Source organism: Pseudomonas azotoformans (assembly GCF_900103345.1).
In the GTDB taxonomy this organism is placed as follows: Bacteria; Pseudomonadota; Gammaproteobacteria; order Pseudomonadales; family Pseudomonadaceae; genus Aquipseudomonas; species Aquipseudomonas azotoformans.
In genome coordinates, this window is sequence record NZ_LT629702.1 from 3,266,466 (window position 1) to 3,292,521 (window position 26,056).

General features: G+C 61.8%; 28 protein-coding genes and 3 pseudogenes. 16 read left to right on the plus strand and 15 right to left on the minus strand.

Features of this window, described 5'->3' with window-relative positions:
• The first annotated feature begins 169 nt into the window (after positions 1 to 169).
• From BLR69_RS14585 to BLR69_RS14595, 4 genes and pseudogenes are all read left to right on the plus strand, one after another.
• Positions 170 to 1,228 (plus strand): diguanylate cyclase, encoded by a 1,059-nt coding sequence (locus tag BLR69_RS14585; RefSeq protein WP_071496642.1) that lies wholly within the window; start codon positions 170 to 172, stop codon positions 1,226 to 1,228.
• A 350-nt stretch (positions 1,229 to 1,578) separates the two neighbouring features.
• Positions 1,579 to 2,211, plus strand: a pseudogene (locus BLR69_RS31520) (PAS domain-containing protein); the annotation flags it as partial.
• Positions 2,212 to 2,370: 159 nt separating this feature from the next.
• Positions 2,371 to 2,808 (plus strand): annotated as a pseudogene (locus tag BLR69_RS31525) (methyl-accepting chemotaxis protein); the annotation flags it as partial.
• Positions 2,809 to 2,884: 76 nt separating this feature from the next.
• A complete protein-coding gene (locus BLR69_RS14595) occupies positions 2,885 to 3,403 on the plus strand; it encodes a DUF1003 domain-containing protein (RefSeq protein WP_071496640.1) in 519 nt (172 codons plus the stop codon).
• Here the strand turns inward: BLR69_RS14595 and BLR69_RS14600 are convergent.
• Entirely contained in the window at positions 3,400 to 4,278 is an 879-nt protein-coding gene (locus BLR69_RS14600; protein ID WP_071496639.1) for a LysR family transcriptional regulator, read from the minus strand. The two genes, BLR69_RS14595 and BLR69_RS14600, sit on opposite strands and share 4 nt — an antisense overlap.
• An 80-nt stretch (positions 4,279 to 4,358) precedes the next feature.
• On the opposite strand from BLR69_RS14600, the gene BLR69_RS14605 reads away from it, so the two are divergent.
• Together BLR69_RS14605 and BLR69_RS14610 are read left to right on the plus strand one after the other, a co-directional pair.
• The gene (locus tag BLR69_RS14605) at positions 4,359 to 5,060 is read left to right on the plus strand and encodes a CTP synthase C-terminal region-related (seleno)protein (protein WP_172832130.1); all 702 of its coding nucleotides are present in this window, start codon (positions 4,359 to 4,361) and stop codon (positions 5,058 to 5,060) included.
• Positions 5,057 to 5,380: an antibiotic biosynthesis monooxygenase family protein gene (locus BLR69_RS14610; RefSeq protein WP_071496637.1), complete on the plus strand. Its 324-nt coding sequence runs from the start codon at positions 5,057 to 5,059 to the stop codon at positions 5,378 to 5,380. Before BLR69_RS14605 ends, BLR69_RS14610 begins: the two co-directional genes overlap by 4 nt.
• Here the strand turns inward: BLR69_RS14610 and BLR69_RS14615 are convergent.
• The gene (locus tag BLR69_RS14615) at positions 5,377 to 5,700 is read right to left on the minus strand and encodes a DUF2025 family protein (protein WP_032891062.1); all 324 of its coding nucleotides are present in this window, start codon (positions 5,698 to 5,700) and stop codon (positions 5,377 to 5,379) included. The genes BLR69_RS14610 and BLR69_RS14615 overlap by 4 nt on opposite strands.
• Before the next feature lie 232 nt (positions 5,701 to 5,932).
• Between BLR69_RS14615 and BLR69_RS14620 the strand changes: the two genes are divergently transcribed.
• Together BLR69_RS14620 and BLR69_RS14625 are read left to right on the plus strand one after the other, a co-directional pair.
• Positions 5,933 to 7,060 (plus strand): glycerophosphodiester phosphodiesterase family protein, encoded by a 1,128-nt coding sequence (locus tag BLR69_RS14620; RefSeq protein WP_058423170.1) that lies wholly within the window; start codon positions 5,933 to 5,935, stop codon positions 7,058 to 7,060.
• Positions 7,061 to 7,714 carry a helix-turn-helix domain-containing protein gene (locus tag BLR69_RS14625; protein WP_071496636.1) on the plus strand — a complete coding sequence of 218 codons (654 nt, stop codon included), beginning with the start codon at positions 7,061 to 7,063 and terminating at the stop codon, positions 7,712 to 7,714.
• Here the strand turns inward: BLR69_RS14625 and BLR69_RS14630 are convergent.
• Positions 7,706 to 8,569, minus strand: a complete 864-nt coding sequence (locus tag BLR69_RS14630) for a sterol desaturase family protein (protein ID WP_071496635.1) — start codon at positions 8,567 to 8,569, stop codon at positions 7,706 to 7,708. The two genes, BLR69_RS14625 and BLR69_RS14630, sit on opposite strands and share 9 nt — an antisense overlap.
• Before the next feature lie 155 nt (positions 8,570 to 8,724).
• Between BLR69_RS14630 and BLR69_RS14635 the strand changes: the two genes are divergently transcribed.
• A complete protein-coding gene (locus BLR69_RS14635; protein ID WP_071496634.1) occupies positions 8,725 to 9,033 on the plus strand; it encodes a PepSY domain-containing protein in 309 nt (102 codons plus the stop codon).
• Positions 9,034 to 9,171: 138 nt separating this feature from the next.
• Here the strand turns inward: BLR69_RS14635 and BLR69_RS31530 are convergent, their stop codons facing one another.
• Both BLR69_RS31530 and BLR69_RS31535 read right to left on the minus strand, forming a co-directional pair.
• A complete protein-coding gene (locus tag BLR69_RS31530) occupies positions 9,172 to 9,939 on the minus strand; it encodes a methyl-accepting chemotaxis protein (RefSeq protein ID WP_408003532.1) in 768 nt (255 codons plus the stop codon).
• Positions 9,940 to 10,104: 165 nt separating this feature from the next.
• Positions 10,105 to 10,857 (minus strand): annotated as a pseudogene (locus BLR69_RS31535) (methyl-accepting chemotaxis protein); the annotation flags it as partial.
• Between the two features lie 206 nt (positions 10,858 to 11,063).
• On the opposite strand from BLR69_RS31535, the gene BLR69_RS14645 reads away from it, so the two are divergent.
• Together BLR69_RS14645 and BLR69_RS14650 are read left to right on the plus strand one after the other, a co-directional pair.
• Entirely contained in the window at positions 11,064 to 12,086 is a 1,023-nt protein-coding gene (locus tag BLR69_RS14645) for a transporter (protein WP_058423173.1), read from the plus strand.
• A gap of 234 nt (positions 12,087 to 12,320) precedes the next feature.
• Positions 12,321 to 13,937: an inorganic phosphate transporter gene (locus tag BLR69_RS14650; protein ID WP_071496632.1), complete on the plus strand. Its 1,617-nt coding sequence runs from the start codon at positions 12,321 to 12,323 to the stop codon at positions 13,935 to 13,937.
• 127 nt (positions 13,938 to 14,064) lie between these two features.
• On the opposite strand, the gene BLR69_RS14655 is transcribed toward BLR69_RS14650, so the two are convergent.
• Genes BLR69_RS14655 through BLR69_RS14665 form a run of 3 tightly spaced genes read right to left on the minus strand, consistent with a single transcriptional unit; the run spans position 14,065 to position 16,731 of the window.
• Complete coding sequence (locus tag BLR69_RS14655) at positions 14,065 to 15,039, minus strand: 5-oxoprolinase subunit C family protein (RefSeq protein WP_071496631.1); 975 nt, start codon at positions 15,037 to 15,039, stop codon at positions 14,065 to 14,067.
• Entirely contained in the window at positions 15,036 to 15,914 is an 879-nt protein-coding gene (locus BLR69_RS14660) for a 5-oxoprolinase subunit B family protein (protein ID WP_071496630.1), read from the minus strand. The genes BLR69_RS14655 and BLR69_RS14660 overlap by 4 nt, the downstream gene beginning before the upstream one ends.
• A 58-nt stretch (positions 15,915 to 15,972) precedes the next feature.
• Complete coding sequence (locus BLR69_RS14665; RefSeq protein WP_071496629.1) at positions 15,973 to 16,731, minus strand: 5-oxoprolinase subunit PxpA; 759 nt, start codon at positions 16,729 to 16,731, stop codon at positions 15,973 to 15,975.
• A 120-nt stretch (positions 16,732 to 16,851) separates the two neighbouring features.
• On the opposite strand from BLR69_RS14665, the gene BLR69_RS14670 reads away from it, so the two are divergent.
• A complete protein-coding gene (locus tag BLR69_RS14670; protein WP_071496628.1) occupies positions 16,852 to 17,769 on the plus strand; it encodes a LysR family transcriptional regulator in 918 nt (305 codons plus the stop codon).
• Here BLR69_RS14670 and BLR69_RS14675 read toward each other — a convergent pair.
• On the minus strand, positions 17,766 to 18,662 hold the full coding sequence (locus tag BLR69_RS14675) for a LysR family transcriptional regulator (RefSeq protein WP_071496627.1): 897 nt from the start codon (positions 18,660 to 18,662) through the stop codon (positions 17,766 to 17,768). The genes BLR69_RS14670 and BLR69_RS14675 overlap by 4 nt on opposite strands.
• 106 nt (positions 18,663 to 18,768) lie before the next feature.
• On the opposite strand from BLR69_RS14675, the gene BLR69_RS14680 reads away from it, so the two are divergent.
• Positions 18,769 to 19,527, plus strand: a complete 759-nt coding sequence (locus BLR69_RS14680) for an SDR family NAD(P)-dependent oxidoreductase (protein ID WP_071496626.1) — start codon at positions 18,769 to 18,771, stop codon at positions 19,525 to 19,527.
• Here BLR69_RS14680 and BLR69_RS14685 read toward each other — a convergent pair.
• Positions 19,426 to 19,938 carry a multidrug/biocide efflux PACE transporter gene (locus BLR69_RS14685; protein WP_071496625.1) on the minus strand — a complete coding sequence of 171 codons (513 nt, stop codon included), beginning with the start codon at positions 19,936 to 19,938 and terminating at the stop codon, positions 19,426 to 19,428. The genes BLR69_RS14680 and BLR69_RS14685 overlap by 102 nt on opposite strands.
• Positions 19,939 to 20,027: 89 nt before the next feature.
• Here BLR69_RS14685 and BLR69_RS14690 point away from each other — a divergent pair, with 89 nt between their 5' ends.
• Positions 20,028 to 20,882, plus strand: a complete 855-nt coding sequence (locus tag BLR69_RS14690) for a LysR family transcriptional regulator (RefSeq protein WP_071496624.1) — start codon at positions 20,028 to 20,030, stop codon at positions 20,880 to 20,882.
• A 6-nt stretch (positions 20,883 to 20,888) separates the two neighbouring features.
• Here the strand turns inward: BLR69_RS14690 and BLR69_RS14695 are convergent, their stop codons facing one another.
• From BLR69_RS14695 to BLR69_RS14710, 4 genes are read right to left on the minus strand one after another with little or no spacing between them, the layout of a single operon-like run.
• Positions 20,889 to 22,097, minus strand: coding sequence for an RNA polymerase sigma factor (locus BLR69_RS14695; RefSeq protein ID WP_071496623.1), 1,209 nt, complete (start codon positions 22,095 to 22,097; stop codon positions 20,889 to 20,891).
• Positions 22,094 to 22,570, minus strand: a complete 477-nt coding sequence (locus BLR69_RS14700) for an SRPBCC family protein (protein WP_071496622.1) — start codon at positions 22,568 to 22,570, stop codon at positions 22,094 to 22,096. Before BLR69_RS14700 ends, BLR69_RS14695 begins: the two co-directional genes overlap by 4 nt.
• Before the next feature lie 34 nt (positions 22,571 to 22,604).
• On the minus strand, positions 22,605 to 22,949 hold the full coding sequence (locus BLR69_RS14705) for a YciI family protein (RefSeq protein ID WP_016978318.1): 345 nt from the start codon (positions 22,947 to 22,949) through the stop codon (positions 22,605 to 22,607).
• A 42-nt stretch (positions 22,950 to 22,991) separates the two neighbouring features.
• Complete coding sequence (locus BLR69_RS14710) at positions 22,992 to 23,411, minus strand: YybH family protein (RefSeq protein ID WP_071496621.1); 420 nt, start codon at positions 23,409 to 23,411, stop codon at positions 22,992 to 22,994.
• 148 nt (positions 23,412 to 23,559) lie between these two features.
• On the opposite strand from BLR69_RS14710, the gene BLR69_RS14715 reads away from it, so the two are divergent.
• Positions 23,560 to 24,060: a GNAT family N-acetyltransferase gene (locus tag BLR69_RS14715; protein ID WP_071496620.1), complete on the plus strand. Its 501-nt coding sequence runs from the start codon at positions 23,560 to 23,562 to the stop codon at positions 24,058 to 24,060.
• 60 nt (positions 24,061 to 24,120) lie between these two features.
• On the opposite strand, the gene BLR69_RS14720 is transcribed toward BLR69_RS14715, so the two are convergent.
• The gene (locus BLR69_RS14720; protein WP_071496619.1) at positions 24,121 to 24,603 is read right to left on the minus strand and encodes a GyrI-like domain-containing protein; all 483 of its coding nucleotides are present in this window, start codon (positions 24,601 to 24,603) and stop codon (positions 24,121 to 24,123) included.
• 196 nt (positions 24,604 to 24,799) lie between these two features.
• Between BLR69_RS14720 and alaC the strand changes: the two genes are divergently transcribed.
• Entirely contained in the window at positions 24,800 to 26,017 is a 1,218-nt protein-coding gene (gene alaC / locus BLR69_RS14725) for an alanine transaminase (protein WP_071496618.1), read from the plus strand.
• Positions 26,018 to 26,056: the final 39 nt, after the last annotated feature.

Consider the following 26,056-nt stretch of genomic DNA (forward strand, 5'->3'; position numbering starts at 1 on the left):
CCAGGTCGTTTTTGACGCATTCGCCCTCTGTTTTGCGCAAATGGCCTGGAAGGACACTGATTATTCTCACGCGAATAACTGACAATATTCACAGTCATTATCCGATCAACGGTTGATCCAGCGAACGCGCGCCACCGTATCTGTAAAAAAACAGCTGCCCCAGGAATTTATGGAAAACAGACAAGGCAAAGGGCTTTCATTTGCCAAGCGTATCTACAAGCCAAGGATCATCGGCCTTGCCATCGGTTGCATCAGTGTCAGCGGCGCCCTTTACCCCCTCGCCATGCCAGGCTGGGTGTGGGCACTCCTGCTGTTCAACGGGTTTGCCTGGGCGCATGTGGCGTATCAACTGTCGACCCGCTCGCAATACCCCTACCAGGCCGAACAACGCAACCTGCTGTATGACTCGCTGCTCGGCGGCTTCTGGGCCGCTGCCACGCAGTTCACGCCACTGACGGCAGTGACCATTCTGTCGATGATGACCATGAATAACGTCGCCGCCGGCGGCAAGCGCCTGTTCCTGCGTGGCCTGTGCGCACAAGGGCTCGGAATCGGCGTAGCCGGGGCGCTGTTCGGTATCCGGTTCAACCCTGATGTCAGCCTGCTGCAGGTCTACACCTGCCTGCCGATGCTGACGCTCTACCCCATGGCCATCGGCATGGTCTGCTATCAACTGGCAATCAAACTGTCCGAACACAAGCGTGCCCTGAGCGCCCTGAGCCGCACCGACAGCCTCACCGGGCTGCTCAATCACGGCTCCTGGAAGGACCTGCTGCACCTCAAGTTCCACAAGTGCCAGCAACAGCAAAGCCACGCCACCATTGCCTTGATCGACATCGACCACTTCAAGCAGATCAACGACACCCACGGTCATATCGTCGGCGATGCGGTATTACGGCAGTTGAGCCTGGAGTTGCGGCGCAACCTGCGGGACAACGACCTGGCCGGGCGTTACGGGGGCGATGAGTTCTGTGTGATTCTTCCGCAGATGCCACTGGAACAGGCCGCCCTGGTCATGGAACGTATGCGCGAAACCTTCAGCAATTACCGCAACCCGCAGATCCCCGAACTGCGGGTCAGCCTGAGCATCGGCCTGGCGGATTTCCAACCCTACTTCACCGATGCCGCGATGTGGCTGAATGCCGCGGATCGCGCGCTATACGCCGCCAAGGACACCGGGCGCAACCGGGTCAATGTCAGCGAAGAAGTGATCGCCCATTCCGCCTGAAGTTGTCCTACGACTACCCGTCTGAATCTTGCTGCCGGCATGCGGTAAGAAAGCATAATGCCACCACTGGTCGCCTACCCAAAAAAGGTCCTCCCACAAGGGCGAACTTCTTGTCAGGCTGATCACTCTGAACCCGTTGTCCCACCCCTCTGTCAGCACAAGGAAGCTGGCAATGAGCAAGTCAACCGTAGGGCGTATACCTTACGGGGGCAGGCGCATATCCAAGGAAACTCCAGAGTCTGCTTGCCCGAGCACCGCACATGCTATTCAACACGCATAAAAGAACCATCAACACCCTGCAACACACCGTCGCCCAGCAGGCCAGTTTGCTGGACGCTATCGAGCGCTCCATGGCGGTGATCGAATTCGACCTGTCAGGCAATGTGCTGCGGGCCAATGCCAACTTCCTCCAGACCATGGGCTACCGCGCCGAGCAGGTCGAGGGCCAGCCCCATCGAATGTTCTGTTCCCCGGCCTACACCCGCAGCCCTGAGTACAATCAGCTGTGGTCGAATCTGCGCAATGGCCAATTCCAGTCCGGCACCTTTGAACGGGTGGCCGCCGATGGCCAGTCGGTATGGCTGGAAGCCAGCTACAACCCAGTGCGTGATGACGCGGGCCACGTGACTAAGGTGTTGAAGTACGCGATGGATGTGACCCCGCGCCTGCAAGCCGAAAGCGAAACCAATGCCAAGCTGGACGCCATCGGCCGCGCCATGGCGGTGATCGAGTTCAACCTCGACGGCACCATCATCACCGCCAACGCCAACTTCCTGCAGCGCATGGGTTATACCCTGGCGCAAATCCAGGGCCAGCATCACCGAATGTTCTGCAGCGCGGCGCTGGTCAACAGCCCGACCTACAGCGACTTCTGGAAACGCCTGAACCAGGGAGAACTGTTCAACGGCCAGTTCGAGCGGGTGGACAAAAACGGCCAGGTCGTGTGGCTCGAAGCCAACTACAACCCGGTGTACGACGCCAGCGGGCGGCTGTGCAAAGTGGTGAAGTTCGCCACGGATATCACCGCCCGCGTGCAACAGCATGCGGCAGACGCGCAGAGCGCGGCCCAGGCCTATCACCTGTCCTTGAGCACCCAGGACATGGCAGAAAAAGGTGCCGAGGTGATTCAGAAAACGGCCAATGGCATGCGCGAAATTTCTGCGGACATCGACGATTCCTCGCAACTGATCGCCAAGCTCGGTGATCGCTCGCAGCAGATCACTGCCATCGTCAACACCATTCGCGGTATCGCCGACCAGACCAACCTGCTGGCCCTCAACGCCGCCATCGAGGCCGCACGGGCGGGCGAACAAGGCCGTGGTTTCGCCGTGGTGGCCGACGAAGTCCGGCAACTGGCGGCGCGCACCAGCGGCTCCACCACGGAGATTTCCAGCATGATTGCGATGATTCAGGCTGAAACCCGACAAGCCATCGACAGCATGGACGCCACCCGCGACCGCGCGGCCCAGGGTGTTGAAATGGCCAACCAGGCCGGTACGGTGATCCTGCAGATTCGCCAAGGCACCAGTGAAGCGGTGCAGGCGGTGAGTGCGTTCGCCAACGAGCGTCGCGGCAACTGACCCGATCTTCATACGGAGTGCCGGGGGCTCGGTCTATAGTGCTGACTTGTCTTCAAGCACGAGATCCGAGCCCGCCATGACTCCAGAAAAGCCCGCAGCCGCCCCCGTCGACCACCTGCGCTTCCACCGCCCTCACGCCCATCTGGCGCCGACCTTCGGCAACGACACCTTTGCCCTCAAGGCCGAAGCCTTCGCACGCTTCTTCGGTACGCCGACCTTCCTCGGCGCACAAACCGCCATCGTGGTGTTGTGGGTGGTGCTGAACATGACCGGCATCACGCATTTCGACGTGTACCCGTTCATCCTGCTCAACCTGGCGTTCAGCCTGCAATCGGCCTACGCCGCGCCGCTGATCCTGCTGGCCCAGACCCGCCAGGCCGCCCGCGACAAGGCACAGTCCGATGCCGATGCGCAGCACCGCGAAGCCCTGGCGATTGCCAACACCGAGCGCCAGGCCCAGGCGGCGCAGACCACCAAGCAGTTGCTGGAACTGCTGGAACAGAACACCCGGCTCACGGAAATGACCAAACAACTGACTGAGCACATTGAAAGCCTGACCTGCGAAATGCATGAGCACTTTGTGCGAAAAACCTAAGGCAATCGCACATGCCGCCCCAGCTCATCGAACAGGGTCACCACCGAGCGCAACGCTCGGCAGTCCGGGCGCGTGAGCAGCCACAACGCGGTGTCATGCCCTGCCAACGCGGGGCCGAGCGATTGCAGGCCGTCGCCCAATAGAAAGTCCGGCAAGGCCGCCACGCCCAACCCGGCCCGTACCAGTTCGGTGACCGATAACATGCTGTTGCAGCGATAACTGGGGCGCACACCGGGCAGCTGCTCGCGCCGCCAGGCGACCGTGGGGTGGTCGGGCAGGAAGTCATCCGGGGCGACCCAAGGCAGGTCGACCAACTCACGGCCCGCATGCTGACGGGCAAAATCCGCGCTGGCGCACACCTGATAAGCCACATTGCCCAGGCGCCGGCCCACCAGATGTTCCGGCGGCGTGCGGGTCAGACGCAGGGCAATATCCGCATCGCGGCGGCTGAGGTTGGCGAAATCATTCGAGGTGCTCAGCTCCAGGGTCAGTGCCGGGTAGTGCGGCATGAACTGCGCCAGGGCCGGCAACAGCAACCCTTGCAGTACGGAGTCGGTACAGGTCAGGCGCACCGTGCCGCTGATCACCTCGCCGCCCTGCTCCACACCAATACGCGCTGCTTCCAGGGCCTGTTCGGCACGCTCGGCCTGTTGCGCCAGGTTGCTCGCCAGGCTGGTGGGCAGGTAGCCGGCACGGCTTTTTTCAAACAGCGTCTGGCCCAGCGCCGCCTCCAGGCGCCGCACCGCGCGGAACACCGTGGACACATCCACCCGCAACAACGCTGCCGCCCGTGCGAGCGTGCCGCCACGCACCAGGGCGAGGATCAGCGACAAATCAGGGTAATCCAGTGAATAGTGCGTAGCTGCATTGAGCATGTGGGTAAACGCCAATATTGATTGCGCGAACGCCAATCTATAGTGCGCCCCAGGACACCACAAGCCATGGGATGTACAGGATGAAAACCACGCCACTGCACCTCGCCCTGATCGGCGATTACAACCCCGATGTCATCGCGCACCAAGCCATCCCCGTGGCCTTGCAACAGGCCGCCGAAATCCTTGGGCTGAGCGTCCATGTCCAGTGGCTCGACACCGATGCCCTGCCCCAGTCATTGCACACTTTCGATGGTTTCTGGTGCGTCCCCGCCAGCCCCTACCGCGACACCGATGGCGCACTGCGGGCGATCCGTTTTGCCCGCGAGCAACGCCGACCTTTCCTCGGCACTTGCGGCGGTTTTCAGCACGCGGTGCTGGAATATGCGCGCAACGTGCTGGGCTGGAAGGATGCCGAGCATGGCGAACTCGCGCCGCACGCCAAGCGCGCCGTGATCACGCCACTGAGTTGTGCGCTGGTGGAAGCCACCGACACCGTGCGCCTGGTGCCGTACACGCGCATCGCCGAGGCCTACGACACCCTTGACCTGCAGGAAGGTTACCGCTGCCGCTACGGCGTGAACCTCGAGTTTCTCGACGCCCTGCTGGAAGGCGACCTGATCCCCAGCGGCCATGACTCGGAGGGCGATCTGCGGTCCGTGGAGTTGCTTGACCACCCGTTCTTCGTCGCCACGCTGTTCCAACCCGAGCGCGCTGCGCTGAAAGGCGTCACCCCACCCCTGGCGATTGCCCTGCTCAAGGCTTGCCAGGCGGTGTCGGCATGATCGCCCGCACACCTGCCCCGCCCTACTACGCGGTGATTTTCAGTTCACTGCGCACCGAGGGCGACCAGGGTTACGGCCAGGCCGCCAACCGCATGCTCGAACTGGCGCGCGGACAACCGGGATTTCTCGGCGTGGAATCAGCACGGGAAGACGGGTTGGGCATTACCGTGTCGTATTGGGAGAGCGAGGCGGCGATCCTGGCCTGGAAGCAGCAGGCCGAGCACCGTGCGGTACGCGAACAGGGGCGCACCACCTGGTACTCGGCGTTCCAGACACGGGTGTGCAAAGTCGAACGGGCTTACAGCTTCGAGGCGAGCTAGCTCACCAGACTGCGCAACGCACTGATCTGCGGAATCTCCACCCGCCGCATATACACCCGCAGCGGCTCGGTGATGTTGATACGGTCGTCGATGTTCTGGTCCAGCAGCAACTGGATACGCTCGCGGGACAGGGTCATGGTCTGTTCCGGGGCCGGCAGCCAGACGAATTCGGCGGTGGGGATGATGCCGTCGTCGGCCACGTCCATGCCGAAGGAGTCTTCGCTGAAACGCACGATGTACTGGCCAGTCTTGCGGTTGAGGCCAACAAAACCGTGGAGTTGGTCGGCGGCCTGGCAGATAAGCTCGGAGGTGATGCGCATGGTAAACCTCACTGAAAAGTCCCACAGGGACTGGAAAGATGGTTTACACGCGTGGCACAAAGTACCGCCCTCTAACGGGGCAGCTTCGGGCAAGAGTACTGCAATGCCTGCAAAAAAAACGCAGAAAATTGAGGCGTGAGCACGTTAATGTCGGTTTGGTGATAGCGCCTTTCGCAATCAATTGTTAAAAAGGAGGCCTTCTCAAAGCTACCTCCACGAAAGGACTTCGCATATGCCTGTCACGTTTACCAAGAGTGCCTTGCTGCTCGCCCTGATGCTCGGCCTTGGCCAGGCGCAGGCTGCCGACCCGATCAGCCCGGCTGAATTGGCAACCAACGAAGGCATTCCGTACCCGGCCGTGATCGCCCACCGCGGCGCTTCCTACGACGCTCCCGAGTCCACCGCTGCGGCCTACAAAATTGCCCGCGACCTGGGTGCCGACTACCTGGAAATGGACCTGCAGCGCAGCAAGGACGGCGTGTTGTTCGCCCTGCACGACAACAACCTGCAACGCACCACCGACGTGGCCACCAAGTTCCCCGACCGCAAGGACGCCCCGGCCAACGAGTTCACCTGGAAAGAACTGCAAACCCTCGACGCCGGCAGCTGGTTCAACGCCGCCTATCCGGACCGCGCACGCCCAGGTTTCGTTGGCCTGAAAATCCAGAGCCTGGACGACATCATCAAGATCGCCGAAGGCAACCCGTCGCACAAACCCGGCCTGTACATCGAAACCAAGGAGCCCAAGCAATTCCCGGGCATCGAAGCCGACCTGAAGAACAAGCTGCTGGACAAAGGCTGGCTGAGCTCCGCCGGTTCCAAGCTGGGCAAGAGCAACACCGGCGTCGGCCAGGGCAAGGGCCGCGTGGTGCTGCAAACCTTCGAGGTTGCCAGCCTCAAAGAGCTGCAGAAAGAAATGCCCAACACCCCGAAGATCCTGCTGTTGTGGGTGGGTGAAGGCAGCATCGAGCCGAAAAACAAGCAGACCTTCGCGGAGTCCGGCGAACCGACCAAGGCCGCCTACTACGCCAAGCAGGAGCCGAAGGATGCCGCCGAGTTCGAAAAATGGGTCGACGAAGCCAAGAGCCTCGGCGCCATCGGCACCGGCCCATCGGCCGAGCTGACCAACCACGGCGACCAGAGCTATTCGGACCTGGTCAAACCCGAGATGAACAAGCTGACCCACGACAAGGGCCTGCTGGTGCACGTCTACACCGTGGATGAACCGGTGGACTTCGACAAAGTGATGAAGGCCGGCGTCGATGGCATTTTCACCAACCGCGCCGCCGAATTGCTGAAGTTCTACAAGCGCTGGCCGTCGTCCAGCGTGCAAGACCTGCTGAACGACTATAAGTACTGAGTGACCGCCGAATGGTCGGGCCGCCTGTGGTTGGGGCGTGACTACGGCCTGATCGTCGGCGAGCTGGGGCGCACCGCGCCCCATGCGCACTACGCCCATCAGTTGATGGTCTCCAAAGGCTCACCGTTCACGGTCAGCCTTGATGGCCAAATCACCACGGCCCACCGCCTGTTTATCCCTTCGCGCCAGACCCACGCCATTCTTGACGCTCAAGGTGAAGTCACGGTGCTGTACGCCGAACCCGCCATGTTTGATATCGCACCATTGCTGCACACAGACCTGTCCCAGGATGCACTGCATCAACTCCCCCGACGCAGCCTGGAGGACCCACGTCTGGAGCGAGCGCTCTGCGCACTGGATCAACAACTCACCGGCAAGGTCTCAGCCCAGGCTCTGGCCCAGGCCGCGCACCTGTCCTTGAGCCAACTGGAGCGGCTGTTCGCCCATCAACTCGGTCTGCCCGTGCGTCGCCTGGTGCTGTGGCGACGGCTGCGCATCGCCCTGCAACTGGCCCTCGCCGGTGGCACGCTGACCGAAGCCGCTCACGGTGCCGGCTTTGCCGACTCAGCGCATTTCTCACGGACCATGAAGCAGCTGTTTGGGGTCACGGCAGCAGCTTCATTGCGCCAGCTGGACGTTGAACTGTTAACGTAATTCGTCCGGCAGTGACGGCTCCTTGCTCAAGGCAACCGGCCTGAACGGATCACGCAACTGTGCCCCGTAGTCCACCGGGAAATCCGGTCGACTGCCAATCCCCAGATCCCCCGCCCCCATGCGATAACCCTCGCGGTAAAACGCAGTACCCAGCAGCCAGTCCCACAGGTTGAGGAACAGCCCGAAATTCACATCCCCGGCGCGGCCATATTTCATATGGTGAAACCGATGCACCGGCGCCCAGGCGAACACCCAACGCAACGGCCCCAGGCGCATGTCCACATTGGAATGCTGCAACAGCAATTGCAGGGCAATCGCCAGCGCCAGCAACTGCGCCACGTCCAGGGGAATCCCCAGCAGGATCAACGGCAGCAACCCGGCCGTGGCTTCCAGGATCTGGTGCAAGGGGTGCTTCATCAATCCGTTGAAACCGTAAAGCCGCTGCACACTGTGATGCACCGCATGCAAACGCCACAGCGGCGCAATGCGGTGACTGGCGTAATGCATCAAGGTAATACCGGCATCAGCCAGCACAATGGCCATCAGCAGTTGCTCCCACAGCGGCCAACCGCGCGGCCAGACACCGTCGAACGCCAGTAACGCGGTGAGCCCCGGCAGAATCAACAACCCCAGGGCATTCAGGCTTTCGTTGACCAGCGCGTGCACGGTGTCGCGGCGCCGATCGCCCAGGCTGCGATTCCACTGCGGTTCATAGGGCAACCACTGCTCTGCCAGGAATGACACTGCAACCGCGATCACGAACAGCAGAATCAGCGCGTGCGGCCGCCAAAGCCCACAGCCGATAAAACCGAACAGGAATACAGGCGCATAGACGCAACTCACTAACCGCTTCATACCGAGTCTCCCCTCAAGTGAGCCTCCAGCATGAAATCCCCCGCGTCTGGAGGATTGAACAAACTGCGCAACTGTTTGAATCAATTAAGGGTGAATTAAGTTGCGCTGGTTAATCTGGCGCCACTTAAACAGCTCACCGAAGAAGGACACACACCATGAAAACCTTGACCGCTCTGTTCGCCGCTACCGCCCTGACCCTGACCGCCGGCCTGGCCCAGGCGGATGTTCGCCCGGACCACATTGAAGGCCTGCTCAAGTCCGGCGCGGTGATGCCTTTCGAAAAACTCAACGCGGCTGCCCTGGCCAAACATGCAGGCGCCACCATCAATGACACCGAGCTGGACCACAACAACAGTGGCGTGCTGGTCTACGAAGTCGAACTGACCGACACCGCTGGCAAGAAGTTTGAAGTGAAGCTCGACGCCAAGACTGGCGCCGTGCTGGAAGACAAGCTCGATACTTGATTTAAACTTAAACAATCCTCCCTGTAGGAGCGAGTTTGCTCGCAAAAAAACTCAACGATAACGCGTGAACATTGGATAAACGCGGTGCCTATGAGTTCTTCGCGAGCAAGCTCGCTCCTACAGTTGGCATTAGCCTGATCAGGCGCTCAGACGCGCCGTCACCTCATTCAACTCACTCGATAACCCACGCAGGTTTTGGCTCGCCGCTTCGGTGCGCTTCACATTGTCGAGGTTGGCCGTTGCCACCGTGGTGATCTGCGTGATGTTGCGCGAGATGTCCTCGGCCACCGACGTTTGCTCCTCCGCTGCCGTGGCGATCTGGCGGTTCATGTCGCGAATCGCCTCCACCGCTTGGGTGATGTGAGCCAGCATCGCGCCGGCTTGGGTGACCTTCTCCACACTCTCATCGCTGCACGACTGGCCGCTCACAATCGCTTCAGCCGCGTCCACCGCCCCGGTCTGCACCGCCTCGATAATCCCGTTGATCTCGATGATCGACGCCGCCGTGCGTTGCGCCAGGCTGCGTACCTCATCAGCCACCACCGCAAAGCCCCGCCCTGCTTCGCCTGCACGCGCGGCTTCAATCGCCGCGTTGAGCGCCAGCAGGTTGGTCTGTTCGGCAATGCCACGAATTACTTCCAGCACTTTGCCGATGCGTACGCTGTCGGTTTCCAGGCGGCGGATGATCGTGCCGGTGTTGAGGATTTCGTTGCGCATCTGGCCGATGGTGGCGATGGTGACTTTCATCACTTCACCGCCTTCGCGCGCCGAATGGTCCGCCTCGTCTGCCGCACGGGAAGCACTGGCGGCATGGCGCGCGACTTCCTGGGCGGTGGCCGACATTTCCGTCATGGCCGTGGCCACTTGGTCGGTGCGGTTGAATTGATCGTTAGTGCCCGTCGCCATCTGCCCGGCGATGGCGTTCAACTCGCCGCTGGCGCCGACCAGGTCGGTAGCGCTGCGCTGCAAGCGGCTGAAGGTTTCGGCAAGAAAGTCGCGCAAGGTATTTGCGGCGGCGGCCAAGTGACCCAACTCATCCTGGCGACGGCTGGCTACGCGCTCGGCGAACCGACCGTGGCTCAGTTGCGTCACGTAGTCGATCAGGCTGCGGATCGGCAGGATCAGGTTGCGGTTGATCAACCACAGGCTGAACAAGCCGATCAGCACACCGGACAGCAACATGATCGCCAACCCCACCAGCACGGTACGCTCGGCGTAGGCGCTGATGGCCTTGGATTGCTGGCTGCCTTGTTCACGCAGGTCACTGACCAGCGCACTCATCTGCTCACTGGCGGCGCGGTCTACGCCCTTCACCGCCGTATCGCCCGCGGTGGCATCGCCCCCTGCTGCCACATAGGCATCACGGCCCTTTTGGTAAGCCACACCGAGTTGCTGGTGCGCCTGGCGCAGGGTTTCGATGCGTCGACTCAGGCTCGGATCGCTGCCGGTCTGGGTGACCAGCCGAGTGAGAATGCCCTGCACATCGCGCTGGCGCTCCTGGAACTGGCCCCAGTATTTCTCCATGTCCTGAGGCTGCTTGCCGCGCAACAGGACGTTTTTCCATTCCTGCACCTGCACCTTGAATTGCAGGTTGGCCTCGTCAATCAGTTGCGAGGTCAGTAATGGCCCATCGATCAAACTGCGATAACTCTGCACCCCATTGGACAGGAAGTTGAAACAGGCCAGGGCGATCAACAGCATCGCCAACAGGCTGCCACCGAGCAGCGACAGGATTTGTGCTCTCAAGGAGGTTCGCAAAACATTCATCGGGGAAAAGCCTCGATACAGGGAAGTGGTGCATACACACGGCGACGTCCCTGTCATCAAAAGCACCGCCCATCCACAGCGGGTCTTAATGCCTTGAATCGGCCGGGCCAGAGGCTTCTTGAACGGTTCCTGACAGGCGGTCAAATAAATGTCACCGCAACGAAATAAATCCAAAACCGTCACAAAACTGTCAAATCCCCTTGCAATGATTCGCGCATGCGAACCTGTGAAATCTCCTACAGGCGCTTTTCCTGCGAGCCCTCATGAACCACAGCATCGACCACAGCCACCAGGACTCCGACCTGTTCGGCTTGCTTTACGGTTTCCGTTTTCGCCCCGGTGAAAAGGGCGAGCAGATCGATTCGGCCACGGCCCTCCAGGCCTTGCGCCAACCGGCCGACCCGGACGAATTTTTGTGGTTGCACCTGAACCTGGCCCACGCCGCATGTGAACGCTGGATGCAGGCGCATCTGGATCTGCCGGAAGAGTTCTTCGAAGCCCTGCATGAAGGCTCGCGCTCCACCCGCATCGAACACGTCGACTCAGCCTTGCTGGCGGTGGTCAACGACGTGGTCTTCAACTTCAGCAGCATGGTCTCGTCGGATATTTCCACGCTATGGGTGTGCGCGCGCAGTCGCCTGTTGATCAGCGCACGCCTGCAACCGCTGCACTCAGTGGACAAGCTGCGCTCATCGGTGAAGGCCGGTGAAAGCTTCCGCTCGCCACTGGCCTTGCTCGTGCACTTGCTGCGTGACCAGGGTGAAGTGCTGACGCAAATCGTGCGCAAGACCAGCATCAGCGTCGACCATATCGAGGATCAATTACTCTCGTCACGCCTGTCCACCAACCGCGCCGAACTCGGTGCGGCGCGCCGGGTGCTGGTGCGCCTGCAACGCCTGCTGGCGCTGGAGCCGGGTTCGCTGCTGCGCCTGCTCAACCGGCCGCCACAGTGGCTGCAGAAGGAAGACGTGAAGGAGTTGCGCAAATCCACCGAGGAGTTTGCGCTGATCATCAACGACCTGATGGCCCTGGGCGAACGCATCAAGCTGTTGCAGGAAGAAATTGCCGCCAACCTTAACGAGCAAAGCAACCGCACGCTGTTCACCCTTACCGTGGTGACGGTGCTGGCGTTGCCGATCAACATCATCGCCGGTTTTTTCGGCATGAACGTGGGCGGGGTGCCGCTTTCCCAAGACCCGGAAGGCTTCTGGATCCTGGTAGCGTTGGTGGCGACCTTTACCTTGATCGCCGGGCGTTGGGCTTTCAGGAAGCGCAAAGACTACTGAACTGAAACGCAGTTGAAAAAGTGGGAGGGGGCTTGCCCCCGATTGCAGTGGGTCAGCTACAAATAAGCTGGCTGACCCACCGCTATCGGGGGCAAGCCCCCTCCCACATAGTTTCTGCGGCGTATACAGGATCAGCGGCTATCCCAATTCCATCAAACACTGACCTATGGCAGCATCTCTGTAACATTCTGCAATGACTATGAACGACATCCTCCCCACACTGGATGCCCCGGCATGGCCACCCCTTCCCTGACTGCCTCCCCCCACGCCTCACCCGCTGCCCCCAAACCCAGGCTGGACAAGAAACCCAGCCTGGTGACAGTGATCATCTTCTTTGCCGTGCTCGCCATGGGCCTGTTGTTCACCGCCTACAGCCTGATGCATGACATGCACGAAATGGGCGCCCAGCTCACCACTTGGACGCCGTTTTTGCTGCTGGGCGTGGCGCTGTTGATCGCCCTGGGTTTCGAGTTCGTCAACGGCTTCCACGACACCGCCAACGCCGTGGCGACAGTGATTTACACCAACTCGCTGCCGCCGCATTTTGCCGTGGTGTGGTCGGGCTTTTTCAACTTTCTTGGCGTGCTGCTTTCGAGCGGCGCGGTGGCGTTCGGCATCATTGCGTTGCTGCCGGTGGAGCTGATTCTGCAGGTGGGGTCTTCCGCCGGTTTCGCGATGATCTTCGCCCTGTTGATCGCCGCCATCCTGTGGAACCTTGGCACCTGGTGGCTGGGCTTGCCGGCGTCGTCGTCCCACACGCTGATCGGTTCGATCATCGGCGTGGGCGTGGCGAATGCCTTGATGCACGGGCGTGACGGCACCAGCGGTGTGGACTGGAGCCAGGCGATCAAGATTGGCTACGCCTTGCTGCTGTCGCCGCTGATCGGCTTTGCGTTTGCGGCGATGCTGTTGCTGGCCCTGCGCGCCTTCGTCAAGAACCGCGCGCTGTACAAGGCGCCAAAAGGCGATACCCCGCCGCCGTGGTGGATCCGCGGCATGCTGATCGCCACCTGCACCGGCGTGTCCTTTGCCCACGGCTCCAACGATGGGCAAAAAGGCATGGGCCTGATCATGCTGATCCTGGTGGGCACCTTGCCGATGGCCTACGCGCTGAACCGCACCATGCCGGCCGAGCAGTCGCTGCAATTCGCCGCCGTGGCCGAAGTCACCCAAGTAGCCCTGGTGAAAAGCGCACCGCAAGCGCTGACCGGCGACCCACGACCGATCCTCTCCACTTACGTGCGCACCAAGGAAGCCACCCCGCAACTGGTCCCCGCCCTCGCCGCCCTGGCCGGGCAGATCGGTGATGAAGTCAAAGGTTATGGCTCCCTGGCCAAGGTGCCTGCCGAAGCAGTCGGCAACGTGCGCAACGACATGTACCTGACCAGCGAAACCATTCGCCTGATGGACAAGGGCAAGGTCGGCAACTTTGACGCCGACACCCAAGGCAAGCTGCAACTGTTCAAGCAACAGATCGATAATTCCACGCGCTTTATTCCGCTGTGGGTGAAGATCGCCGTGGCCATCGCCCTGGGCCTGGGCACCATGGTCGGCTGGAAGCGCATCGTGGTGACCGTGGGCGAGAAGATCGGCAAGACCCACCTGACTTACGCCCAGGGCGCCTCGGCGGAAATGGTGGCGATGCTGACCATCGGCGCGGCGGACATGTATGGGTTGCCGGTGTCGACCACCCATGTGTTGTCGTCGGGTGTGGCGGGGACCATGGTGGCCAATGGCGGTGGGTTGCAGATGCGCACGATCCGCAATCTGGCGATGGCGTGGGTGCTGACGTTGCCGGCGGCCATCGTGCTTTCCGGCAGCCTCTACTGGCTATTCACCCAACTCTTCTGACACCACACAGAAGCAAAAGTGAACAGAGAACCAAATGTGGGAGAGGGCTTGCCCCCGATAGCGGTGTGTCAGCCAGTCTTTCTGTAGCTGACCCACTGCAATCGGGGGCAAGCCCCCTCCCACAGTTTTATCCTGCGAACAGCCCGGACATTATCTTCAACCGCTTCTTGTACACCCGCCGCGCCTCCAACGCCTCTTCCAGCGTCACTGCCACAAACCCCGCCCGCTGGTTCGGTTGCATCTGCCCGATCAAATCCAGATCGGCGCTGATCACCGTGCCGATCATCGCGTAGCCACCGCCCGACACCGCGTCCCGGTGCAACACAATCGGCTCCAACCCCGCTGGCACCTGGATCGAACCGATCGGGTAGCAACTGTCGACGATATTCGACGGATCCGACCCCGCGCCAAACGGCTGCTCCCGTGGCTGGAAGCTCAACGCACTGCCGCCCTTGAAGCGATAGCCGATGCGGTCGGCTTCGGAACCCACGGTCCAGGGCTCGGCGAAAAAGCTGCTTTTTGCCGCATCCGTGAGGCGTTCGTAATACAGCCCCGGCACCACACGCAGGGTGACGTCACCGCCCACCGAACGGCGCAACGCCATCGGCAGACTATCGCCCGCACGCCGCGTGCCACTGGCTTCACCGATGGGCAACTCGTCGCCTTCCTGCAAGCGCCGACCGTGAAAGCCGCCCAGCGCGCCAAGGGTGTAGGTCGAGCGGCTACCGAGCACCAGCGGCACATCGATGCCACCGGCCACCGCGAGGTAAGTCCGCGCGCCCGCCTTGGGAAACTCAAAGCGCAACACCTGCCCGGCACGCACCTGAAACGCCGTGTCCTGATGCACCACTTCACCGTCCAGGCGCGGTGACATCAAGGCACCACTGAGGGCCACCAGCGCATCCTGTTGGAATTCCAGTTCGGGGCCGATCAGCGTGCACTCCAGGCCCGCTGCGCCCACCGGGTTGCCCACCAGATGGTTGGCCGCGCTCAGCGCGTATTGATCCAGCGCGCCCGATGGCGGGATGCCCAGGTGGTAGTAACCTTCGCGGCCAAGGTCCTGCACGGAGGTGGCGAGGCCGGGTTTGAGGACCTTGATCATGCCAGCGCCTCCTGCAGGGTTTTCGGGTAACCGATAGGGTCGGCGAGAAACGCGTCGAGGGAAAATTCCACCGGGCGGATGCGCAGGTCGAAACGTCCTTCATCCACTTGCGCCACTGCCTGATCGTAAGCGTCGCGGTCCATGGGTTTGAACTGCACGATATCGCCGGGGCGGAAGAACACCATGTGCTCCTTGAGGTACGCCAACTGCTGCGCCGGGTCGTAGATCGGCGCCGGGGTCACGCCGAACATCTGGTAACCGCCGGCACCGCGCACCGAGTAGATGCAACCAAAACAGCCGCCATGGCCGAGGGTGAGTTTCGGCGTATCGGTGCGTGGGCGCAGGTACTTGGGCACCTGCAACTGCCGCTCGCGTTCGACCATCTGGAACATGAACGGCAAGCCCGCGACAAACCCGACCATCGACACAAACCACGGCGCGCCGCTGTGGGCTGCGATAAACGCGTCGACATCAGCCAGGCCATTGATGCGTGCGGCGTATTCCAGGTCGGTGCCGCTGGGGTCCTGGTGACGGTCGCGAAAACGCATCAGCGTTTCGTGCGTCCACGGGTCGTTGTACAGCACCGGGATTTCGATGATGCGCGTGTGCAGGGTGCGTTCGGCCACGGCCTGGGCTTCGGCGGTCTGCACCGCGTCGAGCAGCACATGGGGCGCGATGCGGTCGGGGTCAAAGCGAATCTGGAACGATGCATTGGCCAGGCACACATCCAGCACGCCTTCCAGCGCCAGGCGTTCCACGGCGCGGGTCACCGCCATGCCTTTGAAAAAGGCCTCCAGGGACATGCTGTCGCTGACCTCGGCAAACAGGTGTTCATCACCGCCGAAGCTGTAGCGGATGGGGGACGTTTCAGCCATGTCTGTTCCTCTTGGAATCGTTGTAGAAAGGCAGGCGAAAAAATAAGGCGATGATTTTTTAGTGTGGTGTTTTGACCGTGATGCCCGCTTGGTCCAGCGCTTCGCGGGTGGCTTCCACCAGTTCCAGCGCACCCGGCGTGTCGCTGTGCAGGCAGATGGAATCGAATTCGATAAACAGGTCTTCGCCTTCTACGGTTCGCACAAGTCCCGTCTGACAGGCCCGCAGGACGCGCGCCGCCACTGTTGCAGGATCCAGCGCCCGCACATTGCGGGTAAACACGATGGAGCCGGTCAGATCGTACTCACGGTCGGCATAAAACTCCCGCACCACCGGCTGCCCCAGTTCCGTGGCCACTCGCCAGATCACCGAGTTGGGCATGCAGTACAGCAGCAGCGTCGGCTCGATGATTTGCAGGTTCTGCACCAGCAGCCGCGCAGCTTCTTCGTCGCGGGCCAGGTGCATGTACAGCGCGCCGTGGGGCTTGATGTGTTGCAGGGTCACGCCTTGGGCGCGGGCGATTTCCCGCAGGGCTCCGAGCTGGTAGAGCATGTCGTCCACCAGCTCCTGGGCCGGCGCGTTGATGTGGCGGCGGCCAAAGCCCACCAGGTCGCGGAAGCCCGGATGCGCGCCGATGGCCACGCCCAATTGTTTGGCCCGCTCGACGGTGCGACGCATGGTGCCGGGGTCGCCGGCGTGGAAGCCGGTGGCGATGTTGGCTGAGCTGATATAGGCCATCAGTTCCGCGTCGACGCCATCGCCGATGGTCCAGGGGCCAAAGCCTTCGCCCATGTCCGAGTTGAAATCCACTGCCTGCATCGAAGTCGCTCCGCCTAAGTGATGCTGGAAAAGTAGGCTGCCCCTTGACCCCTTGGGAAGATCTATTATCAGATGACCCATCTTCTGAAAATCAGATAGCCCTATGTTATGGAGAGGCCGATGTCCCTGACCTTGCGCCAAGTCCGCTACTTTGTCGCCACCGCCGAAATCGGCCAGATCTCCCAGGCGGCCATCCACCTGAACATCTCCCAGTCAGCGGTGACCACGGCGATCAAGGAGTTGGAGGGCATGCTCGGCGTGCAGTTGTTCGTGCGTTCGGCCCAGGGCATGAACCTCACGGATGCCGGGCGGCATTTTCTCAACCGTGCCTACGTGATCCTGCGCAGCGTTGATGACGCGCTGAACAGCCCGCTGCCCGACTACCGCGCCAGTGGCGTGCTGCGCCTGGCCGCCAGCTACACGGTACTCGGCTACTTCCTGCCGCACCATTTGCAGCGCATGGAGCACTGGCACCCGGACGTGACCATCGAGGTCTTCGAGCAGGAGCGCCAGGCCATCGAACAGGGCTTGCTCGATGGCCAGTTCGACATGGCGGTGGTGCTCACCGCCAACCTCACTCACCCGGCCATCGTTTCGGAAATCCTCTTCAATTCGGAACGCCGCCTGTGGCTGCCCAGCCACCACCCGCTGTGCGAACGCGGCGCCGTGAGCCTGGCCGACGTGGCCCGGGAACCCTACATCCTGCTCACCGTCGACGAGGCCGAACACAGCGCCATGCGCTATTGGGAACAGGCCGGGCAAACGCCCCTGGTGCGGCTGCGCACCAGTTCGGTGGAAGCGGTGCGCAGCATGGTCGCCAATGGCAGCGGCGTGGCGATCCTGTCCGACCTGGTGCATCGACCCTGGTCCCTGGAAGGCAAGCGCATCGAAACCCTCACCGTCACCGACCCCGTCACGCCGATGAGCGTGGGCCTGGCCTGGCACCGCGAGCGCGCCTTCACCCCGGCGATGCAGGCGGTGCGCGATTACTTCCACGACGCGTTCCTGGCGCCGCAGCAACTGTCGGCGCGGCGTTAGAGGTGGGCTTGCAGGGTGGCGGCCAACCAGTCCATGAACACCCGCACCCGCAACGGCAAATGCCGCTGGCCGGCATACAGCAGTGACACGTCCAGCGGCGGCGCCGGGTAGTCCGGCAGCAGCGCGACCAGCTCACCGGTGGCCAATAAATCAGCGATACCCAGGGCCGGCACCTGGGTAATCCCGAAACCGCCCAGGCATGCCGCCTTGTAGGCATCGGTGCTGTTGACCGTCACGCGCCCGGCCATGGGAACGCGGTGCACCTTGTTGCCCAGCAGGTATTCAAAGCCAGCCGAGCGCGCGCCCAGCGGCCGCACGTAATGCACCAACTGGTGCCGCGCCAGGTCGGCCAACGTCTCGGGCATGCCATGGCGTTGCAGGTACGCCGCGCTCGCGCAGTTGATCATCGGCATGCTGCACAGCAGGCGCGCCACCACGCTCTGGTCCGGTTGCGCACCGACGCGCAGCACGCAATCAAAGCCTTCGGCGAGCAGGTCGACCTGGCGGTCGGTGGTGCTGATTTCCAGCTCGATCAAGGGGTGTGCATGCATGAATTCGGGCAAGCGCGGCAGGATCAATTCCCGCGCCATCACGTTGGGCATGTCCACCCGAATGCGCCCGGTCAATTGCGCTTCATCCTGGCGAAACAAGCCCTCCAGCTCCTCCATATGCGACAGCAGATCCTTGCTGCGCTCATACAAAACCCGGCCGTCCTGGGTCGCCTGCACCTTGCGCGTGGTGCGTTGCAACAGGCGCGCGCCGAGCAGTTCTTCCAGGGCTTGCACATGCTCGGACACAGTCGAGCGCGGCAGCCCCAGGCTCTCGCCGGCCTGGGTAAAACTCGACAGTTCGGTGACACGCACGAAGGTGCGCAGCAGCTCAAGTTTGTTCATTTGATTGTTCGCCTTATCCGGCCAGTGATTCCGGTATAACGCTGTTTATCACGTTATGGGCGAATAAATACACTCTGTCCCACTGATCACCCACGAGGACTAGAGCATGACCCGTAAAATCGCACTCATCACCGGCGCCAGCCGTGGCCTGGGCAAAAGCACCGCGCTTCACCTGGCGGCCCAGGGCGTCGACATCATCGGCACCTACCACAGCGCGGCGGCGGAAGCCCAAGCGGTGGTCGAGCAGGTCCAGGCCCTGGGTGGCCGCGCCGCCATGCTGCAACTGGATGTGAGCCAGAGCGGCACCTTCGATGCCTTTGTCGGCGAAGTCAGTACCCTGCTCAAGGATGTTTTCGCACAGGACCATTTCAATTTTCTGATCAACAACGCCGGCATCGGTGCCCACGCCAGCTTTGCCGAGACCACCGAAGCGCAGTTCGACCAATTGGTGGCGATCCAATTCAAAGGCCCGTTTTTCCTAACCCAGAAGCTGTTGCCACTGATCAACGACGGTGGTCGTATCCTCAATATCTCCAGCGGCCTGGCGCGGTTCAGCCTGCCGGGCTATGCGGCGTATGCGTCGATGAAAGGTGCGATGGAAGTGCTGACCCGCTATCAGGCCAAGGAATTGGGCGGTCGTGGGATCACCGTGAACATCCTCGCGCCCGGCGCCATCGAAACTGATTTCGGCGGCGGCGCCGTGCGCGACAATGCGGCGCTCAATACGATGGTCGCCAACAACACCGCTCTAGGCCGGGCAGGCTTACCGGACGATATCGGCGGCGCCATCGCCGTCCTGCTGGCCGACGGTAGCAACTGGATCACGGGGCAGCGCATCGAGGCGTCGGGCGGCATGTTTCTGTAAAAACGTGTCGCGCAATACGTCATAGCCCCAGTGATAGACATAGGTGTACGGCAGGAAAAACAGCAGTACACCGATGTCGAGCATGAACGCCTGCATCAGGCTGATGTTCAGCCACGCCGCGATCAACGGCACGGCGACGATGATCAGCCCGCCTTCGAACATCAGCGCATGCAGCACCCGCGTCCAACCGCCGTTGGACAGTTGCAGGCGCACCTTGAGACGGTCGAACAGGCTGTTGAAGATAATGTTCCAGGTCAGCGCCAGCAGGCTCAGGCCCAGGGTCACCGCACCCATTTCCAGCGCCGGTCTGCCGGTGATCCAGACCAGCAGCGGGGTACAGATCAACAACGCCAGGCCTTCAAAACCCAGGGCTTGGCATACACGTTCAGTAATCGACTTGGTAGGGCTCATGACCTGTGCTCTGTGAATGACGATGGTTGCCATGATTACCCTTTGAATCGATACTTCATAACTAATAACCATCGATCAAGGCGATAGTCATGGCCTCCCACGAAGTGCTGCAGGCGTTTGTCCAGGCTGCCACCCAAGGGTCGTTTTCGGCGGCCGCACGCAAGCTGGGCAAGAGCCAGTCCACCGTCAGCGCGGCCGTGGCGAGCCTGGAAATTGACCTGAATGTGGCACTGTTCGACCGCAGCAGCCGCAAGCCGACGCTGACTCCGGCCGGCCATGTGCTGCTGCAACGCGCCGAGCAGGTGCTGGAGGCCAGCAGTCGTTTGGAACTGGCAGCGAGCCAGTTGTCCCAGGGGTTGGAGCCGAAGGTCACGATCGCCATGTCCGATACCTACCAGTCGGAACGCTTTGAACTCGCGCTCAAGGCCTTCGAGCAACGCTACCCGGACCTTGAACTGGAGTGGCTGATCGCCGAGTGCGAAGACCTGATCGCCCTTGTGCAGAGCGGCCGCGCGCAGATTGCCTTGATCGAAGCCCAGGACATTTACCCGCCCGACCTGACGCGCTCACCCGTGGCCGAACGCACGGAAATCGCGCTGTTCGTTGCGCCCACTCACCCATTGGCTCGCCTGGAGAACATCGACTCGCAAGCCTTGCAGCAACACCGGGAACTGCGCCTGGCCAGCATCATCAGCCCCAACGAAACACGCCCCACAGGCCGGGTGTGGTCGGCGCCGAGTTTTCTGATGCTGATGGAGATGGCGCAACTCGGTTTCGGCTGGGCGGAATTACCGCGCTGGCTGGTGGAGCGTTTTGGCAATGCCGGGCTGGTTGAACTCAAGGTTCGTGGCTGGCCGCGCTCGGTGGCGGTGGATGCGCTCTGGTCGCGGCAATACCCACCGGGGCCGGCGGGCAGTTGGATGTTGAGCCAGATGCTCGAATGACATCGCCTACAGGTTTTGCAAACGTTGTTCGAGGAACCGTCGTTCCGGGGCCTGCTGGGTCAGCGACAGGGCTTTTGCATAGGCTGCGCGTGCCTCTTCGACGCGCCCCAGTTGCCGGCAGAATTCCCCCCGCGCCGAATGCGCCAAGTGGTAATCCAGCAACTCGCCGCGTGCCAGAATGCCCTCCACCTGCTGCAAGCCCGCCAACGGCCCATCGCGCATGGCCAGCGCTACGGCCCGGTTCAGTTCGATCACCGGTGACGGCACTGCCCTGAGCAATACATCGTAGAGCCCGACGATCTGCGGCCAGTCCGTCTCATCCGCACGCGCCGCTTCGGCATGCACCGCTGCAATGGCGGCCTGCAGGCAATACGGGCCAAAGCGCCGGGTGCCCAGTGCGCGCTCCACCAACCCACAGCCTTCAGCAATCAACGACGCGTCCCACAGCGAGCGATCCTGTTCATCCAGCAGCACCAACTCACCCTCGGCCGAGGTGCGCGCCGGGCGGCGGGACTCGTGCAACAGCATCAACGCCAGCAAACCCATGACCTCCGGCTCGGGCAGCAACTCCAGCAGCAGGCGCCCCAGGCGAATCGCTTCGCGGGTCAACTCCTCGCGGGTCAGGTCGGCCCCGATGGACGCCGAATACCCTTCGTTGAACACCAGGTAAATCACCCGCAGCACCGCGTCCAAACGCTCCGGCAGCGCGTCCCTGGACGGCACTTGATAAGGGATTTTCGCCTCACGGATCTTGCCCTTGGCACGCACGATGCGCTGGGCAATGGTGGCCGGCGTGGCCAGGAACGCCCGGGCGATTTCCTCGGTGGTGAGGTCGCAGATCTCACGCAAGGTCAGCGCCGCCTGGGCATCCGCCGCCAGCGCCGGGTGGCAGCAGGTGAAGATCAGGCGCAGGCGGTCGTCTTCCACGTCTTCATCGCTCCAGTCAGCCGCTTCCAGCGTGTCGGCCTGCTCCTGCAACAACGGGGTAAACCGCGCCTGGCGGCGCAGACGGTCGATGGCCTTGAAACGCCCGGTCGACACCAACCAGGCCCGTGGATTGGCCGGCACGCCGTCCAGCGGCCAGCGCTGCACGGCGACGAAAAACGCCTCGTGCAAGGCTTCCTCGGCCAGGTCGAAGTCGCCCAGCAAGCGAATCAGCGTGGCGAGCACCCGACGTGATTCGCTGCGGTAAAGGGCCTCGACCGAGAGGGTCAATCGCGCATGCCCTGGGTCACCAGCGTGACCAGCCGATCCAGGCTCTGGCCCCAGCCATCGTGAAAGCCCATGGCTTCGTGGGCCTGTTTGTCTTCGGCGCTCCAGTGCATGGCCCGGGCGGTGTAGAGCGTCTTGCCATCGACCTCTTCGAAGGTGACTTCAGCAGTCATGAACGGCTTGCCCGAGGGTATCCAGCCCGGCGTGAAGGCGTCGGTGAACACCAGCCGATTGGGCGCTTCGATTTCCAGGAATACGCCCTGGGTCGGGTATTCGGCACCGTCCGGCGCACGCATCAGGGTACGAAACAGGCCACCGACCCACAGGTTCATTTCGCACTCTGGGGTGGTCATGCCGTGGGGGCCCCACCATTGCTGGAGCAAGGCGGGTTCGGTCCAGGCGCGGAACACCCGGCTGCGCGGTGCATCGATCACGCGGCTGATGGACAGTTCAAACTCGGCAGGTTGCGTAGACATGGGGTAAACCTCTTGAGTCTTATGGTTGTTGTGTTCAGAGATTCAATTCGCGCACCGGGCGCACTTCCACACTGCCGACCCGGGCCGCCGGAATACCGCCGGCCACCTGGATCGCTTCGTTCAAATCGCGGGCCTCGATCAGGTAGAACCCGGCGAGCTGCTCCTTGGTTTCGGCAAACGGCCCGTCGGTGATCGACAGCTTGCCATTGCGCATGCGCACGGTGGTGGCGGTGCTCACCGACTCAAGCGGCTCGGCAGCCAGCATGCGACCGCTGGCCTGCACGGACTGCGCGTAGGCGAAGCACTCCGGGTCTGCCGGGCTGTCCGGCGAGGTGTGCAGCACCTGTTCGTTGCTGTAGATCAGGCAGAGGTATTTCATGGGTTTCTCCGTTTTCGGACTACTGACTATAGTTCGCGGCGCTCACGGTTTCAGGTCGAACAGACCGGCGCCGGTTTCCATGTCAAAAGGCGCGGACCAGTGTTCATGCACCACCTTCCACTGCCCTTTGATGCGCTGGTAACCGGCGCTGACCCGCATCCAGCACGTCTTGAGCACGCCATCCGGCCCGGCGCCACCACAGTGGGCGAGCCAGTGGGCAAAGGCGCTGTCTTCTCCGGCAACGATATGCAGCTCATGAAAATCGAAAATACCGGGGCCGGGGCAGAACTCCATGCAGGCCTTCCAGTGCGCCTGGTAGGCGGCCTTGCCTTTGAATTGCAGGGCGCCAACGGCGTCGAACGCGACGATATCATCGGCGTAAAAGCTGACAATCTTGTCGACATCCTTGGCCATGACGGCGTGTTTCCATTGTTCGATCAAGGTGTTGATGGCAGTGCTCATGGCGATACTCCTCGGGGTAGAAAACTCACGGAAGACACCCCTAGTCGAATGGCCCTTCGGCAAATCGACAACCCGCTTAAAAATAATTTCGCCCTCGGCAAACCCGCTAGAATCCACGCCTCTTTGTAGGATTTCGGATGCACCACCGATGGAAACCCGCCTCGTCCCCTATGAGACGCTGAGCCTTGCGCAGAAACAGCAACTCGACACCCTGCAAGTGCATCCCGAACAACTGCCGTATTCCGGCGATATCTACTGTGCGCTGAACAGCCTGCTGGTCAATCCCAGCCCCGGCGCCATCAAGGGCTTCGCCCTGCTCGCCGACGAAATACCGGTGGCCTTCCTGCTGCTCAAACGCCCACCGTGCCTGCCCCATTGGGCCGATGAACACAGCGCAACCTTGCATGCGTTGCAGGTCAATCGGCATCAACAAGGGCGCGGTTTTGGCAAGGCGTGCTTGCAGGCGCTGCCGGCGGCGGCACTGGCTGCGTGGCCGCAGATCAAGGGCCTGGAGTTGTCGGTGGACGCGGACAATGTGACGGCGATGGGGTTGTATCTGTCGGCCGGTTGGGTCGATAGCGGGGAGGCGTATAAAGGGCGGATCGGGTATGAGCGCAGATTGAGGAGGGTGTTTAACCCAGCCCTTTGATGTCACGTAAACATGACTTTCAGACGTTAATGTCCTGTTTACGTGACATCGGCTAGTGCTTCAGCCTCTCTCGCCCACCGGCAACCAGATCTCCACCGTCCCGGTACCTTTGCGCCCGTCAAAATCCGCGCTGTAGCGCTCGAAATCCGCGCCCATCACCTTGTAGCCCGAGTGCGGCAACCACTCGAACATGATGCGTTCGTAGGTTTGCTCCAGTGCCTGCACCGGCCCGTAATGCGGGAACACGGCATAGTTGAGCGGCGGAATCTCGATAGACTGGAAGTTGCTTGGCACGTCGGCTTTTGTAAGGACTTCGACCCCGGCCATGTAGTCGAATTCGCCATGGTGGGGGTTATGGCAAACGCCATAGGTCACACCGCCGACGCGCTTCTTGATGTCCTTGATGCAGGTGTCGAACAACTCCCACAGCTTGGGGATATCGCCCACGGTGGCCTTCGAATAACGCCCTTGTACACCGGCAATCACCAGGGCCTTGCCCGCCTCCATGCGTGGCTCCAACGGTTGTTTTGTCTGCTGATCCATACGAACAGTCTCCTTCTTATGAGGGAACAAACCCGTATCGAGTATAGGGGCATATCCACGCGGTACTCCATGCAGAAAATTTTCCTACGCATCTGGACAACTGGCCATCATCGACCGTATTGTCTGCCCCGCAGGCCACCGCAGTGGCCGACGTCGCTCGGACGGTTCCGGGCGCTTACGTACTCTCGAGGCAACAATGGCCGACCAAGGTTCGCCGCGCCGCTTTGCGCGCATAGATCGACTCCCCCCGTATGTTTTCAATATCACTGCCGAGCTGAAGATGGCTGCGCGTCGGCGCGGCGAAGACATCATCGACTTGAGCATGGGTAACCCTGACGGCGCCACGCCTGCGCACATCGTGGAGAAGATGGTCACCGTCGCCCAGCGTGAAGACACCCACGGCTACTCCACCTCCAAAGGCATTCCGCGTCTGCGCCGGGCGATCTCGCGCTGGTACAAGGACCGTTATGAAGTGGACATCGACCCCGAGTCGGAAGCCATCGTCACCATCGGTTCCAAGGAAGGCCTGGCGCACTTGATGCTGGCCACCCTGGACCAGGGCGACACGGTGCTGGTGCCCAACCCGAGCTATCCGATCCACATCTACGGTGCGGTAATTGCCGGTGCCCAGGTGCGTTCGGTGCCGCTGGTGCCTGGCGTGGACTTCTTCGCTGAGCTGGAACGGGCGATTCGCGGCTCGATCCCCAAGCCGAAGATGATGATCTTGGGCTTTCCGTCCAACCCTACCGCGCAGTGCGTGGAGCTGGACTTCTTCGAACGCGTGATCGCCCTGGCCAAGCAGTATGACGTGCTGGTGGTGCATGACCTGGCCTACGCCGACATCGTCTACGACGGCTGGAAAGCCCCGTCGATCATGCAGGTGCCGGGCGCCAAGGACATTGCGGTGGAGTTTTTCACCCTGTCCAAGAGCTACAACATGGCCGGCTGGCGCATCGGCTTCATGGTGGGCAACCCGGAACTGGTCAACGCCCTGGCGCGGATCAAGAGTTACCACGACTACGGCACCTTTACCCCGCTGCAAGTCGCCGCGATTGCGGCATTGGAAGGCGACCAACAGTGCGTGAAGGACATTGCCGAGCAGTACCGCCAGCGCCGCAACGTGCTGGTCAAGGGCCTGCATGAGCTGGGCTGGATGGTGGAGAACCCGAAGGCGTCGATGTACGTCTGGGCGAAGATTCCCGAGCAGTATGCCGCCATGGGCTCGCTGGAATTTGCCAAGAAGTTGCTGCTGGAGGCCAAGGTGTGTGTATCGCCGGGCATCGGCTTTGGCGAGTATGGCGATGATCACGTGCGCTTTGCGCTGATCGAGAACCAAGATCGGATTCGCCAGGCGGTACGCGGGATTCGCGGGATGTTCCGGGCGGATGGCCTCGCCCCCAAAACCGGCGCCTGACTCAGTCTAAATGTGGGAGGGGGCTTGCCCCCGATGGCG